At 66.9% G+C, this 13,574-nt stretch carries 12 protein-coding genes; 4 read left to right on the top strand and 8 right to left on the bottom strand.

Annotated features, from left to right (window positions below; all coding sequences use genetic code 11):
* The first annotated feature begins 245 nt into the window (after positions 1-245).
* Positions 246-2,387 (top strand): polyribonucleotide nucleotidyltransferase, encoded by a 2,142-nt coding sequence (gene pnp / locus JF542_RS12690; RefSeq protein WP_207076097.1) that lies wholly within the window; start codon positions 246-248, stop codon positions 2,385-2,387.
* Between the two features lie 106 nt (positions 2,388-2,493).
* On the opposite strand, the gene JF542_RS12685 is transcribed toward pnp, so the two are convergent.
* Complete coding sequence (locus JF542_RS12685) at positions 2,494-3,315, bottom strand: hypothetical protein (protein ID WP_207076096.1); 822 nt, start codon at positions 3,313-3,315, stop codon at positions 2,494-2,496.
* Between the two features lie 404 nt (positions 3,316-3,719).
* Here JF542_RS12685 and JF542_RS12680 point away from each other — a divergent pair, with 404 nt between their 5' ends.
* Positions 3,720-5,234, top strand: coding sequence for a catalase (locus tag JF542_RS12680; protein ID WP_007793566.1), 1,515 nt, complete (start codon positions 3,720-3,722; stop codon positions 5,232-5,234).
* Between the two features lie 218 nt (positions 5,235-5,452).
* Here the strand turns inward: JF542_RS12680 and JF542_RS12675 are convergent, their stop codons facing one another.
* Positions 5,453-6,139, bottom strand: a complete 687-nt coding sequence (locus tag JF542_RS12675; protein ID WP_207076095.1) for a response regulator transcription factor — start codon at positions 6,137-6,139, stop codon at positions 5,453-5,455.
* Positions 6,140-6,295: 156 nt separating this feature from the next.
* Between JF542_RS12675 and ribA the strand changes: the two genes are divergently transcribed.
* Entirely contained in the window at positions 6,296-7,390 is a 1,095-nt protein-coding gene (gene ribA, locus JF542_RS12670; protein ID WP_007793557.1) for a GTP cyclohydrolase II, read from the top strand.
* A gap of 18 nt (positions 7,391-7,408) precedes the next feature.
* Positions 7,409-7,909 (top strand): L,D-transpeptidase family protein, encoded by a 501-nt coding sequence (locus tag JF542_RS12665; RefSeq protein WP_207076094.1) that lies wholly within the window; start codon positions 7,409-7,411, stop codon positions 7,907-7,909.
* Between the two features lie 236 nt (positions 7,910-8,145).
* On the opposite strand, the gene dxs is transcribed toward JF542_RS12665, so the two are convergent.
* The 6 genes from dxs to JF542_RS12635 form a co-directional block, all read right to left on the bottom strand.
* Positions 8,146-10,071 (bottom strand): 1-deoxy-D-xylulose-5-phosphate synthase, encoded by a 1,926-nt coding sequence (gene dxs, locus JF542_RS12660; RefSeq protein ID WP_207076093.1) that lies wholly within the window; start codon positions 10,069-10,071, stop codon positions 8,146-8,148.
* 15 nt (positions 10,072-10,086) lie between these two features.
* Positions 10,087-10,956, bottom strand: coding sequence for a polyprenyl synthetase family protein (locus JF542_RS12655; RefSeq protein ID WP_207076092.1), 870 nt, complete (start codon positions 10,954-10,956; stop codon positions 10,087-10,089).
* A 6-nt stretch (positions 10,957-10,962) separates the two neighbouring features.
* Positions 10,963-11,205, bottom strand: coding sequence for an exodeoxyribonuclease VII small subunit (locus JF542_RS12650; RefSeq protein WP_007793548.1), 243 nt, complete (start codon positions 11,203-11,205; stop codon positions 10,963-10,965).
* Positions 11,202-12,128: a histone deacetylase family protein gene (locus JF542_RS12645; RefSeq protein ID WP_207076091.1), complete on the bottom strand. Its 927-nt coding sequence runs from the start codon at positions 12,126-12,128 to the stop codon at positions 11,202-11,204. The genes JF542_RS12650 and JF542_RS12645 overlap by 4 nt, the downstream gene beginning before the upstream one ends.
* Before the next feature lie 84 nt (positions 12,129-12,212).
* Entirely contained in the window at positions 12,213-12,914 is a 702-nt protein-coding gene (locus JF542_RS12640) for a response regulator (protein ID WP_007793541.1), read from the bottom strand.
* Positions 12,911-13,423: a MarR family winged helix-turn-helix transcriptional regulator gene (locus JF542_RS12635; RefSeq protein WP_007793536.1), complete on the bottom strand. Its 513-nt coding sequence runs from the start codon at positions 13,421-13,423 to the stop codon at positions 12,911-12,913. Before JF542_RS12635 ends, JF542_RS12640 begins: the two co-directional genes overlap by 4 nt.
* Between the last annotated feature and the right edge of the window lie 151 nt (positions 13,424-13,574).

Genomic DNA, 13,574 nt, shown 5'->3' with positions numbered 1-13,574 from the left:
CTCGCCTGGCGCGGAATGCCTTGCGGCTTGAAATCTCGCGATGCGCTTACGATCTGCTGGCGGGGGTGACGCACCGCGGGTTTTTCTTTCAATCATGGGGAAAACACTGTATGGCCGCGCCATCTGAGACGTGACGCCCTTGGCCCCCGGGCGCGTGCAGGAGGATAGGGGGCGGCGGCAATGGGGCCGCCACGAAAACGGGAGACGCGGGAGGGCCCGCGAGTGCTCCCTCACAGGATATGAACATGTTCAACATTACGAAGAAATCGATGCAGTGGGGCGAAGAGACGCTCACGCTGGAATCGGGCAAGGTTGCCCGTCAGGCCGACGGCACCGTCATCGCCACGCTGGGCGAGACCTCCGTCATGGCCAACGTGACCTTCGCGAAAGAGCCGAAGCCGGGTCAGGATTTCTTTCCGCTGACCGTCCACTACCAGGAAAAATACTATGCCGCGGGCAAGGTGCCCGGCGGCTTCTTCAAGCGTGAAGCGCGTCCGACCGAGAAAGAGACGCTGACCGCACGCCTGATCGACCGTCCGATCCGCCCGCTGTTCGTCCCCGGCTTCAAGCATGAAGTGCTGGTGATGTGCACCGTGCTGAGCCACGACCTCGTCAACGACCCCGACATCGTCGCGATGATCGCCGCCTCGGCTGCGCTGACCATCTCGGGCGTGCCGTTCATGGGCCCGATCGCCGGCGCCCGCGTCGGCTTCGAGGATGGCGACTACGTGCTGAACCCGACCGTCGACGACATGCAGGGGCTGCGCAACAACCCCGAGCAGCGTCTCGACCTCGTCGTGGCCGGCACCAAGGACGCCGTGATGATGGTGGAATCGGAAGCCTATGAGCTGACCGAGGAAGAGATGCTGGGCGCGGTGACCTTCGCGCACGAGCAGATCCAGCCTGTCATCGACCTGATCGTCTCGCTGGCCGAAGACTGCGCGAAAGAGCCGTTCGACTTCCAGCCGCCGGAATACTCGGCGCTGTACGAGGTCGTGAAGGGCCTTGGCGAAGACAAGATGCGTGCCGCCTATGCGATCACCGACAAGCAGCAACGCGTTGCCGCGGTCTCGGCCGCCAAGGAAGAGATCAAGGGCCAGCTCTCGGAAGAGCAGCTCGAGGACGCGAACCTTGGCTCGGCTCTGAAGAAGCTCGAGTCGACCGTTCTGCGCGCCGACGTGGTCAAGAACAAGCGCCGCATCGACGGTCGCGCGCTCGACCAGGTCCGCCCGATCCAGTCGGAAACCTCGGTGCTCCCGCGCACCCACGGCTCGTCGCTGTTCACCCGCGGCGAAACCCAGGCGCTGGTCGTGACCACGCTGGGCACCGGCGACGACGAGCAGATCATCGACGCGCTGCACGGCAACTTCCGCTCGAACTTCCTGCTGCACTACAACTTCCCCCCCTACTCGGTGGGCGAAGTGGGCCGCGTCGGTTCCCCGGGTCGTCGCGAAATCGGCCACGGCAAGCTGGCATGGCGCGCACTGCAGGCCGTGCTGCCGGCTCCGACCGACTTCCCCTACACCATCCGCCTGGTCTCCGAGATCACCGAGTCCAACGGCTCGTCCTCGATGGCTTCCGTCTGCGGCGGCTCGCTGTCGATGATGGATGCGGGCGTTCCGCTGAAGGCCCCGGTGGCCGGTGTGGCCATGGGCCTGGTGCTGGAAGATGACGGCGAGTACGCGATCCTGACCGACATCCTCGGCGACGAGGATCACCTCGGCGACATGGACTTCAAAGTCGCAGGCACCGAGAACGGCATCACCTCGCTGCAGATGGACATCAAGGTCGCGGGCATCACTCCCGAGATCATGAAGAAGGCGCTGGCACAGGCCAAGGACGGCCGGATGCACATCCTCTCCGAGATGGGCAAGGCGCTGTCCGAGGCCGGCGAGTTCTCGGTCCACGCGCCGCGCATCGAGATGATGCAGATCCCGACCGACAAGATCCGTGAAGTGATCGGCTCGGGCGGCAAGGTCATCCGCGAGATCGTCGAAGTGTCGGGCGCCAAGGTCGACATCAACGACGAAGGCCTGATCAAGATCGCGTCGCCGAACGGCGAGTCGATCCAGAAGGCCTATGACATGATCCACTCGATCGTGGCCGAGCCGGAAGAGGGCAAGGTCTACAAGGGCAAGGTCGTGAAGATCGTCGATTTCGGCGCCTTCGTGAACTTCTTCGGCAAGCGCGACGGTCTGGTGCACGTGTCCCAGATCGAGAACCGCCGCCTGAACCACCCGAGCGATGTGCTGAAGGAAGGCCAGGAAGTCTTCGTGAAGCTGCTCGGCTTCGACGATCGCGGCAAGGTGCGCCTCGCCATGAAGATGGTCGATCAGGAAACCGGCGAGGAAGTCTCTGCCGAGAAGAAGGAAGAGGCGGCCGACTGAGCCCCTCTCACCTGATGCAGATAAAGGAACGCCCCGGTCACTGACCGGGGCGTTTCGCATTTCGGGGGCTGTCACTTGCGCGTGGTGTCTTGGGCGGCGCTGTGAATCAGTTGCGACGAGAGGGCGGCGGGGCGCCTTCGGGGGCGAAGACCAGCGAGGTGGTTTCGGCGCCGGCCCAGTAGCCCTCGAAATAGTCGGCCGGGTTCGCGCGGGCGCGCTGTGCGTCGGTCAGCGCCAGCAGCCCGGCGATGTCGTCATAGCCCCAGCTCAGCAGCAGGCCCGGAGCGGCCACCGCCGAGAGCTTCTCGCCGGGCAGGCCCGAGGCCGGGTTCTCGCGTGCGAAGGTGTCCAGCGGTGCGAGGCGAGAAACCTCGCGCCATTCGCTCCAGAGCATCACGTCGGTCTGGCCCAATGCCGCGAGGTAACGCCCCAGCACAGGCTCCATCGCCGCCGGCAGGAGGTCTTCCTCGGGGTGGTAGAGGCCGGTGCGCTCGCAGTATTCCGCCAGACGCGCGGCGAGGTCCTGATCCGCCTCGGGGATTTCGCCGCCGATCGCCTGCAGCCAGACGGTGCGCGCAAAGCGGTCGAAATCCGTGGCGCCGATGGCAAAGGCAACGTCGGACCACGCCACCGCCTCCCCGGTCTGCTTGATGAGATCCTCGAAGCCTTCGGGGGCGGGGTTGAGCGGCTCTGGCATGCCGCCCTCCTCGATCTGCTCCATGAGCGTTTCGGGGTCCATCGACACCCGCATCGGGCCGAAGCTCGCGGTCTCGGGGGTGTAGCCGGGCACCCGGTAAAACGGGTTCAGCACGACAAAAACGTGGTCGTAATCGTATTTCCACCAGTCGAGGACCGGCACGTTGTCGTAAGGATGCTCGAGCCGGCGGGGCACCGGGCTCAGCGTGTCGTTCTGAAGGTCGAAGTCCATTGCGTCCTGTGTAGCACGGCGCGCCGGCGCGCGCCAAACGCTCTTGGCCGTCGTCAGGGGCGGCCGCGTGCGGTGGTAAACGGTATGCTGACGAAAAAAGGCCGGGCGTGACGCCCGGCCAGGTCCAACAGGGAGGTGCATGTGAATGCCCGCACATGCAACGGGATCTCTGTCATATAGGAACTAAAGCTATCTGAACAATGATGCTTTGATCTGACGCAAACGGAACCCCGCCGTTGCGCGAAGAGATGCCGACCGACGTGCGCCTCTGCCGTCGCGGGCCTGGTGCGCGTGGGAACAAAAGGGCCGCCGCTGTCGTTGGGCGGGTAATGACGGGCGCACTGCCTGCTGCCCACGATCGCAAGATCGCCCCTCCGTCACGACAGAGAGAAAGCGAGAGACCCATGGCCGACAAGCCGACCCTCACCTCCACCTCCGGTGCGCCCTATCCCACGAACCGCACGTCGCAGACCGCGGGCAGCCGCGGCCCTGTGCTGATGCAGGATCACCAACTGATTGAAAAACTTGCGCATCAGAACCGCGAGCGCATCCCCGAGCGGGTCGTGCATGCCAAGGGCTGGGGGCTTCAGGGCACCTTCACGGTCACGCATGACATCTCCAGATACACCTGCGCCAAGCTGTTCTCCGAGGTTGGCAAGACCACCGAGGTGCTGTCGCGCTGGTCCACCGTCGCCGGCGAACGCGGCGCCGCCGATGCAGAGCGTGACGTGCGCGGCTTTGCCCTGAAATTCTACACCGAGGACGGCAACTGGGACATGGTGGGCAACAACACCCCGATCTTCTTCGTCCGCGATGCGTTCAAGTTTCCCGATTTCATCCGCACGCAAAAGCGGCACCCAAAGACCAACATGCGCTCTCCCGAGGCGATGTTCGACTTCTGGGCGGCGCAGCCCGAATCGGTGCACCAGGTCACCATCCTGATGTCGGACCGCGGTATCCCGCGCACCCCCGCGCACATGAACGGTTACGGCTCGCACACCTTTTCGATGTGGAACGCCGAGGGCGAGCGTCACTGGGTGAAGTTCCACTTCAAGACCCAGCAAGGGCATGACTGGCTGTCCGACGCCAAGGCGGCCGAGATCATCGGCCAGACGCGCGAGAGCTACCAGGAAGAGCTGTGGAACATGCTCACCGAGGGCAATTTCCCGAAATGGACCATGTATATTCAGGTCATGAGCGAGGAAGAGGCGCTCGAAACGCCGTTCAACCCGTTCGACCTGACCAAGGTCTGGCCGCACGAAGACTACCCGCTGATCGAGGTCGGCGAGCTCGAGATGAACACCATCCCTGAGAACTACTTCCAGATGGTCGAGAACGCCGCCTACAACGTGAACAACGTGGTGCCGGGCATCGGCTTCTCGCCGGACAAGATGCTGCAGGCGCGGATCCTGTCCTACGCCGACGCGCACCGCTACCGCCTTGGCACCCATTACGAGGCGCTGCCCGCCAACGCACCGAAGAACGCCAAGGTGAACCACTACCACAAGGACGGCGCCATGCGGTTCTTCACCAATGATTTCGGCAATCCCGACGCCTATTACGAGCCGAACCAGTATGACGGCCCGGTGGCGGACGAAAGCGTGCAGGAGCCGCCGATGCGCATCGACCCCGAGGCCGTCGCCGCGCGCTTCGATCAGGAAGAGAGCGAAGTCGATTACGTCCAGCCGCGCGCCCTTTATGCAGAGGTGCTCGACGATGACGAGCGCGACCGGCTGCACCGCAACATGGCTGGCGGCATGGCGCCCTGTACCGACGGTGTGAAGGAGCGCTGGCTGGCTGTGCTGAAGAAGGTGCACCCCGATTACGAGGCCGGCGTGCGCCGCGCGCTGGAAACCGGCCAGCACGGCGACCCGTCCCTGCCGGTGACCGACGACACCCCGATCCGCGCCGCTGAGTAAGCCGCGCATCCTTGAAAATGAAAAAGGCCGCCCGAACCCCCGGGCGGCCTTTCTGTTCGGGTTGCTTGCCCGGGGGCGCTGCCCCCGTCCGCGTGCCGCGGACTCCCCCGAGGTATTTTTGAACCAAAGAAGCCAGAAGCGCGGCACCCCTGGCTTCTCTTCGTCAAAAATACTCCCGCCGGAGGCAGGCCGTCCCGGGCGTCCGGGCGCTTGGCTGATTAAGCAACCAGACGGTATCCCCCCGACTCGGTCACGAGGATGCGCGCATTCGAGGGATCGGGTTCGATCTTCTGGCGCAGGCGGTAGATGTGGGTCTCGAGCGTGTGGGTGGTCACCCCGGCGTTGTAGCCCCAGACCTCGTGCAGCAGCACATCGCGCGGCACCACGCCCTCGGTCGAGCGGTAGAGGAACTTGAGGATGTTGGTCTCTTTCTCGGTGAGGCGGATCTTGCGGTCGTCCTCGGTCACCAGCAGCTTCATCGACGGCTTGAAGGTGTAGGGGCCGACGGTGAAGACCGCGTCCTCGGATTGCTCGTGCTGGCGCAACTGGGCGCGGATCCGGGCGAGAAGAACCGGGAACTTGAACGGCTTGGTGACGTAGTCATTGGCGCCGGCATCGAGCCCGAGGATGGTGTCGGCGTCGGTGTCGTGGCCGGTCAGCATGATGATCGGCGCCTTCACGCCCTGCTTGCGCATCAGCCGGCAGAGTTCGCGCCCGTCATTGTCGGGCAGGCCCACGTCGAGGATGATGAGCTCGTAATTCTGTTCCTTGACCCGGCCCATGGCGGCGGCGGCTGTCTCTGCCTCGAAGACCTCGAAATCCTCGGTCATCACCAGTTGTTCGGCCAGGGCCTCGCGCAGGTCGTCATCGTCGTCGACCAGAAGGATGTTCTTGATCTGAGCCATGTGTCTGTCTCCATTCACGTTTCCCCTCACATGGAAACACCGTTGCGTGCGGGCAAGTTTTGCTGCACCAGTCTCACGCCCTCGTGTTGCAGGAGGGCTTTTGTTACAAGTTCGATGCTGGTTTGTTACAGCGCCGCTGTCCCGGAAGGCCGCCCCATGCCGCTTGCACCCAACCTGATGGAGATCCTCGCCCGCGCCCGCGCCGACCTGCGCATGGGGGTGCCGGTGGTGTTGTCGGGCGCCGGCGGCAGAGGGCTTCTGCTGCTGGCTGCCGAGACGGTCTCGGCCGAGCGGCTGGCGCTGGTCCGCGAGGCCGGCGGAGAGCTTGACCTGGTGCTGACCGCGCGCCGGGCCGCGACGCTGAAGGCGCGGGTCTACGATGGTGATCTGGCGCGGGTGGCGTTGCCCGGGGATGCGGGGCTCGACTGGGTGCGCAGCATTGCCGACCCGGCCGACGATCTGGCCATGCCGATGAAGGGGCCTTTGCAGGAGCGGCGCGGCGGCGACGTTGCGCTGCACCGGCTGGCGATCACGCTGGCGAAATCGGCGCGGCTGCTGCCGGCGGCACTGGTGCTCGAACTCGAGGCGCCGCAGGGCGTGGCGCTGCGCGAGAACCTGACGCTGGTGGACGGGGTGGCGGCGGCGCCGTCGATGCTGCTGCTGTCGAACCTCGATCACGTGGTCTCGGCGCGGGTGCCGCTGGAGACCGCCGAGACCGCGCGGCTGCATATCTACCGCCCGCAGGACGGCTCCGAGGAGCATTACGCCATCGAGGTCGGTCGCCCCGACCGCGACGCGCCGGTGCTGGCGCGGCTGCACTCGGCCTGTTTCACCGGCGACGTGCTGGGTTCGCTGAAATGCGATTGCGGCCCGCAGCTGCACGCGGCGCTCTCGAAGATGGGCGAGGAGGGGCACGGGGTGCTGCTCTACCTCAATCAGGAGGGCCGCGGCATCGGGCTCGCCAACAAGATGCGCGCCTACGCGCTGCAGGATCAGGGCTTTGATACGGTGCAGGCCAATCACCGTCTGGGCTTCGAGGATGACGAGCGCGATTTCCGCCTCGGCGCCGAGATCCTGCGCCGGATGGGGTTCGGCTCGGTGCGTCTGCTGACCAACAACCCCAACAAGCTGGCGATGATGGAGCGCAGCGGCATCGCTGTCGCGGAGCGGGTGCCGCTGAAGGTCGGCAAGACCGCGTTCAACGCCCATTACCTCGCCACGAAGGCGGCCAAGTCGGGCCACCTGCTCTAGGCCCGGAGGAGGGATCGCATGGAGATGGTTCTCACGCCGATGGGGCTGCGCTTTGCGGGGCGGCTCTGGCCCTGCTCGGTCGGCAAGGGGGGGATCCGCGCCGACAAGCGCGAGGGGGATGGCGCGACGCCGGTGGGGGACCACCGCATCGCCCTGTGCTTTCATCGGCCGGACCGTGTGCCGGCGCCTGCGCCGTGGTCGCGGCCGATCCTGCCGGGCGATCTGTGGTCTGATGCGTCGGGCGATGCCGCCTACAACACGCTGGTGCGGGCGCCCTACCGGCTCAGCCACGAACGCATGCGGCGGGCCGATCCGCTCTACGACATCGTGCTGACCACGGACTGGAACTGGCCCGATGCGCAGGCGGGGCGCGGCTCGGCGATCTTCCTGCACCAGTGGCGGCGTCCAGGCTACCCGACCGAGGGCTGCCTCGCCTTTCGCCGCGAGCATATTCGTGAGATCGCCGTGCTTGCGGTGCCGGGGACGCGGCTCATCGTGCCCGCGGCGCTGGCGGGATGATGGTGTCCCGCGTCTGACCCGCGCCTGTCTGGTGGCTGTCGCGCGCGAAGACAGGGAGCGCTGCCCCCTCTTGGCGCTGTGCGCCAATTCACCCCCGAGGTATTTTAGAACCAGAGAAGCCAGGAGCGCTGTGCCCCTGGCTTCTCTTCGTCAAAAATACTCCCGCCGGAGGCGTCCTACGCTGACACCTGTGCCGAGGCCGGGCGCGAGCGCTGTTGCGCCCGATGAGTCTTGCGTCAGGCCTTGCGGCTCAGGAGGTCGACGCCGAGGGTGGTGAGGACCTTCTCCTCAATATGGCGCGCGTCGAGGCCGGCGCTCTCGTACATGTCGTCGGGGCTGGCATGGTCGATGAACGTGTCGGGCAGCACCATGGAGCGGAACTTCAGCCCGTGGTCGAACACGCCCTCGTCGGAGAGCAGCTGCGCCACGTGGCTGCCGAAGCCGCCGACCGAGCCTTCCTCGATGGTGATCAGCGCCTCGTGCTCCGCCGCGAGCCGCAGGATCAGGTCGCGGTCCAGCGGCTTGGCGAAGCGGGCATCGGCGACGGTGGGCGTGATGCCCCGGGCCGAGAGCTTCTCGCAAGCCTTGCGGACCTCGCCGAGCCGGGTGCCGAAGCTCAGGAGTGCCACGCGTTTGCCCTCCGAGACAATGCGGCCGCGGCCGATCTCGAGGATCTCGCCAGCTTCCGGCATCTCGACCCCCTCGCCCTCGCCGCGCGGGTAGCGGAAGGCGATCGGGCCCTCATCATGCGCGGCGGCGGTGGCCACCATGTGCTTGAGCTCGGCCTCGTCGGCGGCGGCCATCACCACCATGCCCGGCAGGTTGGCCATGAAGGCGATGTCGTAGGCCCCGGCATGGGTGGCGCCGTCCGCGCCAACGAGCCCGGCGCGGTCGATGGCGAAGCGCACCGGCAGGCGCTGGATCGCCACGTCATGCACCACCTGATCGTAGCCGCGCTGCAGGAATGTCGAGTACATGGCGCAGAACGGCTTCATCCCGCCCGCCGCGAGACCGGCGGCGAAGGTCACGCCGTGCTGCTCGGCGATGCCCACGTCGAAGACCCGCGAGGGGTAGCGCTCGGCCATCAGGTCGAGCCCGGTGCCGTCGGGCATGGCGGCGGTCACCGCGCAGATGCGGCTGTCCTCGGCGGCGAGGCGGGTCAGCTCCTTGGCGAAAACCTTGGTATAGGCCGGCGCGTTGGAGGGCGCCTTCTTCTGCTCGCCGGTGGCGACGTCGAACTTCGCTCGGGCGTGGCCGCGGTCGGCGGACTCCTCAGCCGGGCCGTAGCCCTTGCCCTTCTTGGTCAGCACGTGCAGCAGGATCGGCTTGTTCGCGCGGGCGCGCACCATGCGCAGCACCGGAAGCAGCTGGTGCAGGTCGTGGCCGTCGAGCGGGCCAAGATAGTCGAAGCCCAGCTCTTCGAACAGCGTGCCGCCCACGGTCATGCCCTTGAGCATCTCCTTGGCGCGCTTGGCACCCTCGCGGAATGGCGGCGGCAGCAGCGAGACCGCGCCCTTGGCGGCGGCCTTGAGGTCCTGGAACGGTTCCTCGGCATAGAGCCGCGACAGGTAGGACGACATCGCCCCGGTGGGTGGCGCGATCGACATCTCGTTGTCATTGAGGATCACGATCAGCCGCTTGCCGAGGTGGCCGGCATTGTTCATCGCCTCATAGGCCATGCCCGCGCTCATCGCACCGTCGCCGATCACCGCGATGGCATCGCCCGCGCCGGTGTCGCAGACGCCGCCGAGATCGCGCGCCACGGCAAAGCCCAGTGCGGCAGAGATCGAGGTCGAGCTGTGGCCGGCGCCGAAAGGATCGTAAGGCGACTCGGAGCGCTTGGTGAAGCCCGAGAGCCCGCCCTTCTTGCGCAGCGTGCGGATACGGTCGCGGCGTCCGGTCAGGATCTTGTGCGGGTAGGCCTGGTGCGAGACGTCCCAGATCACCTTGTCGCGCGGCGTGTCGAACACCGCGTGCAGCGCCACGGTGAGCTCGATCACGCCAAGGCCCGCGCCGAGATGGCCGCCGGTCTCGGAGACCGCGGCGATGGTCTCGTCCCGCAGCTCGTGGGCGACCTGCTCGAGCTCGGCATCGGAGAAGCGCTTGAGATCGGCGGGCGAGCTCACCCGGTCGAGAAGCGGCGTTTGGGGGCTGTCAGACATGCTGTCCCTCGACACTCAGTTCCGGCGGGAGATAACGAACCGGGCGGCTTCCCGCAAGGCATCGGCCCGGTGACCATAGGGAGATAGCGCGTCGCAGGCCTCGGTCACAAGTGACGTGGCGCGCGCCTTGGCGCCCTCGAGCCCGAGCAGCGACACGAAGGTGGCCTTGCCGCGCCCGGCATCCTTGCCCACCGCCTTGCCGACGGTTTCGGCGTCGCCCTCGACATCGAGGATGTCATCGGCGATCTGGAAAGCTAGGCCGAGGCGCTCGGCATAGGCGGTGAGCGGCGCGAGATCGGCCTGCGCCAACCGCGCGCCGGCCTCTGCGGACCACGCGATGAGCGCGCCGGTCTTGCCGGCCTGAAGCGCGGTGATCTGCTGCAGATCGAGCGGGGCGTCGGCGCGCTCGGCCGCCATGTCGAGCGCCTGTCCCAGCACCATGCCGTGCGCGCCGGCGGCGCGCGCGAGGCTCAGGGTCAGGTCGGCGCGAACCAATGGATCGGGGTGGCAGCGCGGGTCCGAGACCATCTCGAAGCCCAGGGCTTGCAGGGCGTCGCCCGCAAGCACGGCGGTGGCCTCGTCCCACTTGCGGTGCACCGTGGGCAGGCCGCGACGCAGATCGTCATCGTCCATGCAGGGCAGGTCGTCATGCACCAGGCTGTAAGCGTGGATCGCCTCGATGGCGCAGGCCGGCCAGAGCGCGCACTCGGGCGCCACGTCGTGCAGCCGCGCGCCCTCAAGCACCAGCCAGCCGCGCAGCCCCTTGCCACCGGTGGTGGCATAGCGCATCGCGTGCAGCACCGGCAGGTCGGCGGCATCGCTCAGGACATGATCGAAATGGGCGGCGACGGCGCGGGCGCCGGCCTCCAGGCTGTCGCGGAACATCGGGTGTCAGAGGCCTTCGGCGGCCTTCAGCCCGGCGGGCTGGCCCTCGGCATCGAGGGTGATCTGGGCGACCTTTTCCTCGGCTTCCTTGAGCTTGGTCTCGCAGCGCGCCTTGAGTTTGGCGCCACGTTCGTAGAGCGCGATCGACTGCTCCAGCGGCACTTCGCCGCGTTCCAGCTGGCCCACCACCTGCTCGAGCTCGGCCATGGCCTGTTCGAATGTCATCTCCTCGACGGGCGTGTCGCTCATTTTCCTGCCTCGATCAGTTCTTCCACATGGGCGCGGGCCGAGCCGGCCAGCGCGGCGAGATCATAGCCGCCTTCCAGCACCGAGACCACCCGCCCCTCGCATTGATCGGCGGCGATGCGGCAGAGCTCGCGGGTGAGCCAGGCGAAATCCTGATCCTTCCAGTTCAGCTGTGCCAGCGGGTCTTCGTGATGGGCGTCGAACCCGGCAGAGATCACGATCAGGTCGGGGCGGAATTCGCGCAGCCGGGGCAGGGCCTGCTCGGTATAGGCGCGATACATTTCGGTGCCGCCGCTGCTGGGGGCGAGCGGCAGGTTCAGCACGTTGTCGTGACCGCCGCGCTCGGTCGCCGCACCGGTGCCGGGCCATAGCGGATATTGCTGCGACGAGATGAACAGCGCGCGCGGCTCGTCCCACAGCAGGTCCTGGGTGCCGTTGCCGTGATGCACGTCGAAATCCACCACCGCGACGCGCTCGAGCCCGTGGTGATCGAGTGCGTGTTTCGCCGCCAGCGCGGCGTTGCCGAACAGGCAGAAGCCCATCGGGGTTTCGCGCTCGGCATGGTGGCCCGGCGGGCGGGTGGCGCAGAAGACGTTGCGGGCCTCACGCGACATCACCGCATCGACGGCGCGCATCGCGGCCCCGGCGCCACGGCGCGCCGCCATCATCGAGCCCGGCGACATCCAGGTGTCGCCGTCGAGCGCGATCACGCCCTCGGTGGGTTCGGCGCCCGCAATGCGCGCGATGTAGGCTGCCGGATGCACCCGCGCGAGATCCTCGTCGCTCGCCGGCGGGGCGCTCAGGCGCAGCAGGTCGAGCGGGGCCAGCGCGTGCAGCACGTGCTCGAGCCGCGCCACCTGCTCGGGGTGGCCCTCGGGGGTGACATGCTCGAGGCAGTCGGCATGGGTGATCAGTGCCGTGGTCATGACGGATCCTCCCTCATCGGTCGGGGCCACCAGACCGCGATTGGCCGGCAGGGACAAGGTGCGAATTTCAGCGGTGGCCGACGGTCAGTCGGGCGCCAGCATGTAGCCCGCGCCGCGCACGGTCTGCAGGTAGCGCGGCTGCTTGGGGTCGGTTTCGATCTTGCGGCGCAGTCGGGTGATCTGCACGTCGACCGCGCGCTCCTGCGCCTGGCCCTTGTCCCGGCCGAGTTCCTCGACCAGCTGCGCCCGGCTCAGCGCCTCGCCGGGGCGGCCCGAGAAGATCCGCATCAGCTGGCTTTCGGTCGCGGTGAGGCGCACCAGCTCCTCGCCCTTCCACATCTCGCCCCGCTCGATGTCGTAGCGGATGGGCCCGAGGCCGATGAGCTTGGGCACGGTCTCCTCCGAGGGGGTCTCGGGCATGCGCCGCAGGATGGCGTTGATACGCAGCAGGAGCTCCTTCGGCTCGAAGGGTTTGGCGAGGTAGTCGTCGGCGCCGGCCTCAAGCCCCTTGATGCGGTCCTCGGTCTCGCCACGGGCGGTGAGCAGCATGATCGGCGTGCTCGAGGTCTCGCGGATCGCCGCGGTGAGCGAGATGCCGTCCTCGCCGGGCATCATCACGTCGAGCACGATCATGTCGAACTCGAGCCCGGTGAGCAGGCGTCGCGCATGGGCGGCATCACGCGCGGCGCTGACGAGGAAGCCGTTGCGCATCAAGAACTTCTGCAGCAGGCCGCGGATGCGCTCGTCGTCGTCGACGATCAGGATGTGGGCGTCGGGATCGCTCATCCGCGGGCCTCGCGCAGGCCGGAGTAGTGGCGGCGCATCTCGGGATCCATCATCGCCTCGAGCACCCGGCGGAAACCGGCCACGGCCTCGGGCCCGGCCTGCCGGTAGGCGGCGCGCATCCGCGCCCGCTGCGCCTCGGAAAGCTGGTGCTCGAGTGCGGCGCCGGCCTCGGTCAGATGCAGGTGACGCTCGCGCTTGTCGGCGCGGCCGACCTTGCTCTCGACCAGCCCGTCCTCGATCAGGGTGCGCAGTACGCGGTTGAGCGATTGCTTGGTGACCCCGAGGATCGACAGCAGATTGTTGACCGTGGTGCCGGGCGCGATGTTGATGAAGTGGATGGCGCGGTGATGCGCGCGACCGTAATGCAGGCCCTGCAGGATGCGGTCGGGATCGGCGGTAAAGGCCCGATACGCAAAGAACATCGCCTCGATGCCCTGCCGCAGCTGTTCATCGGTGAGATAGAGCAGCAGCTCGCCGCCATGCCCCTGACTGCCCGGACCGTCCGCCATTGCTGCCCCCTCCGTCTTCCGTCTTTTGCGGCACTTTAAGTCAGCCTTGTTGACATTCCAATAGCAAACTGGTAGCGAGTCGCAGTTTTTCCGCAATTATGTGTCCGGATCGGACGTAAGTTGCGCAACAAATGAAAAGGCGCCGAGAAGG

The sequence above is a fragment of the Salipiger bermudensis genome (assembly GCF_017309175.1).
GTDB classification, from domain to species: Bacteria; Pseudomonadota; Alphaproteobacteria; order Rhodobacterales; family Rhodobacteraceae; genus Salipiger; species Salipiger bermudensis.
This window is presented reverse-complemented; position numbering and strand designations above follow the sequence as displayed.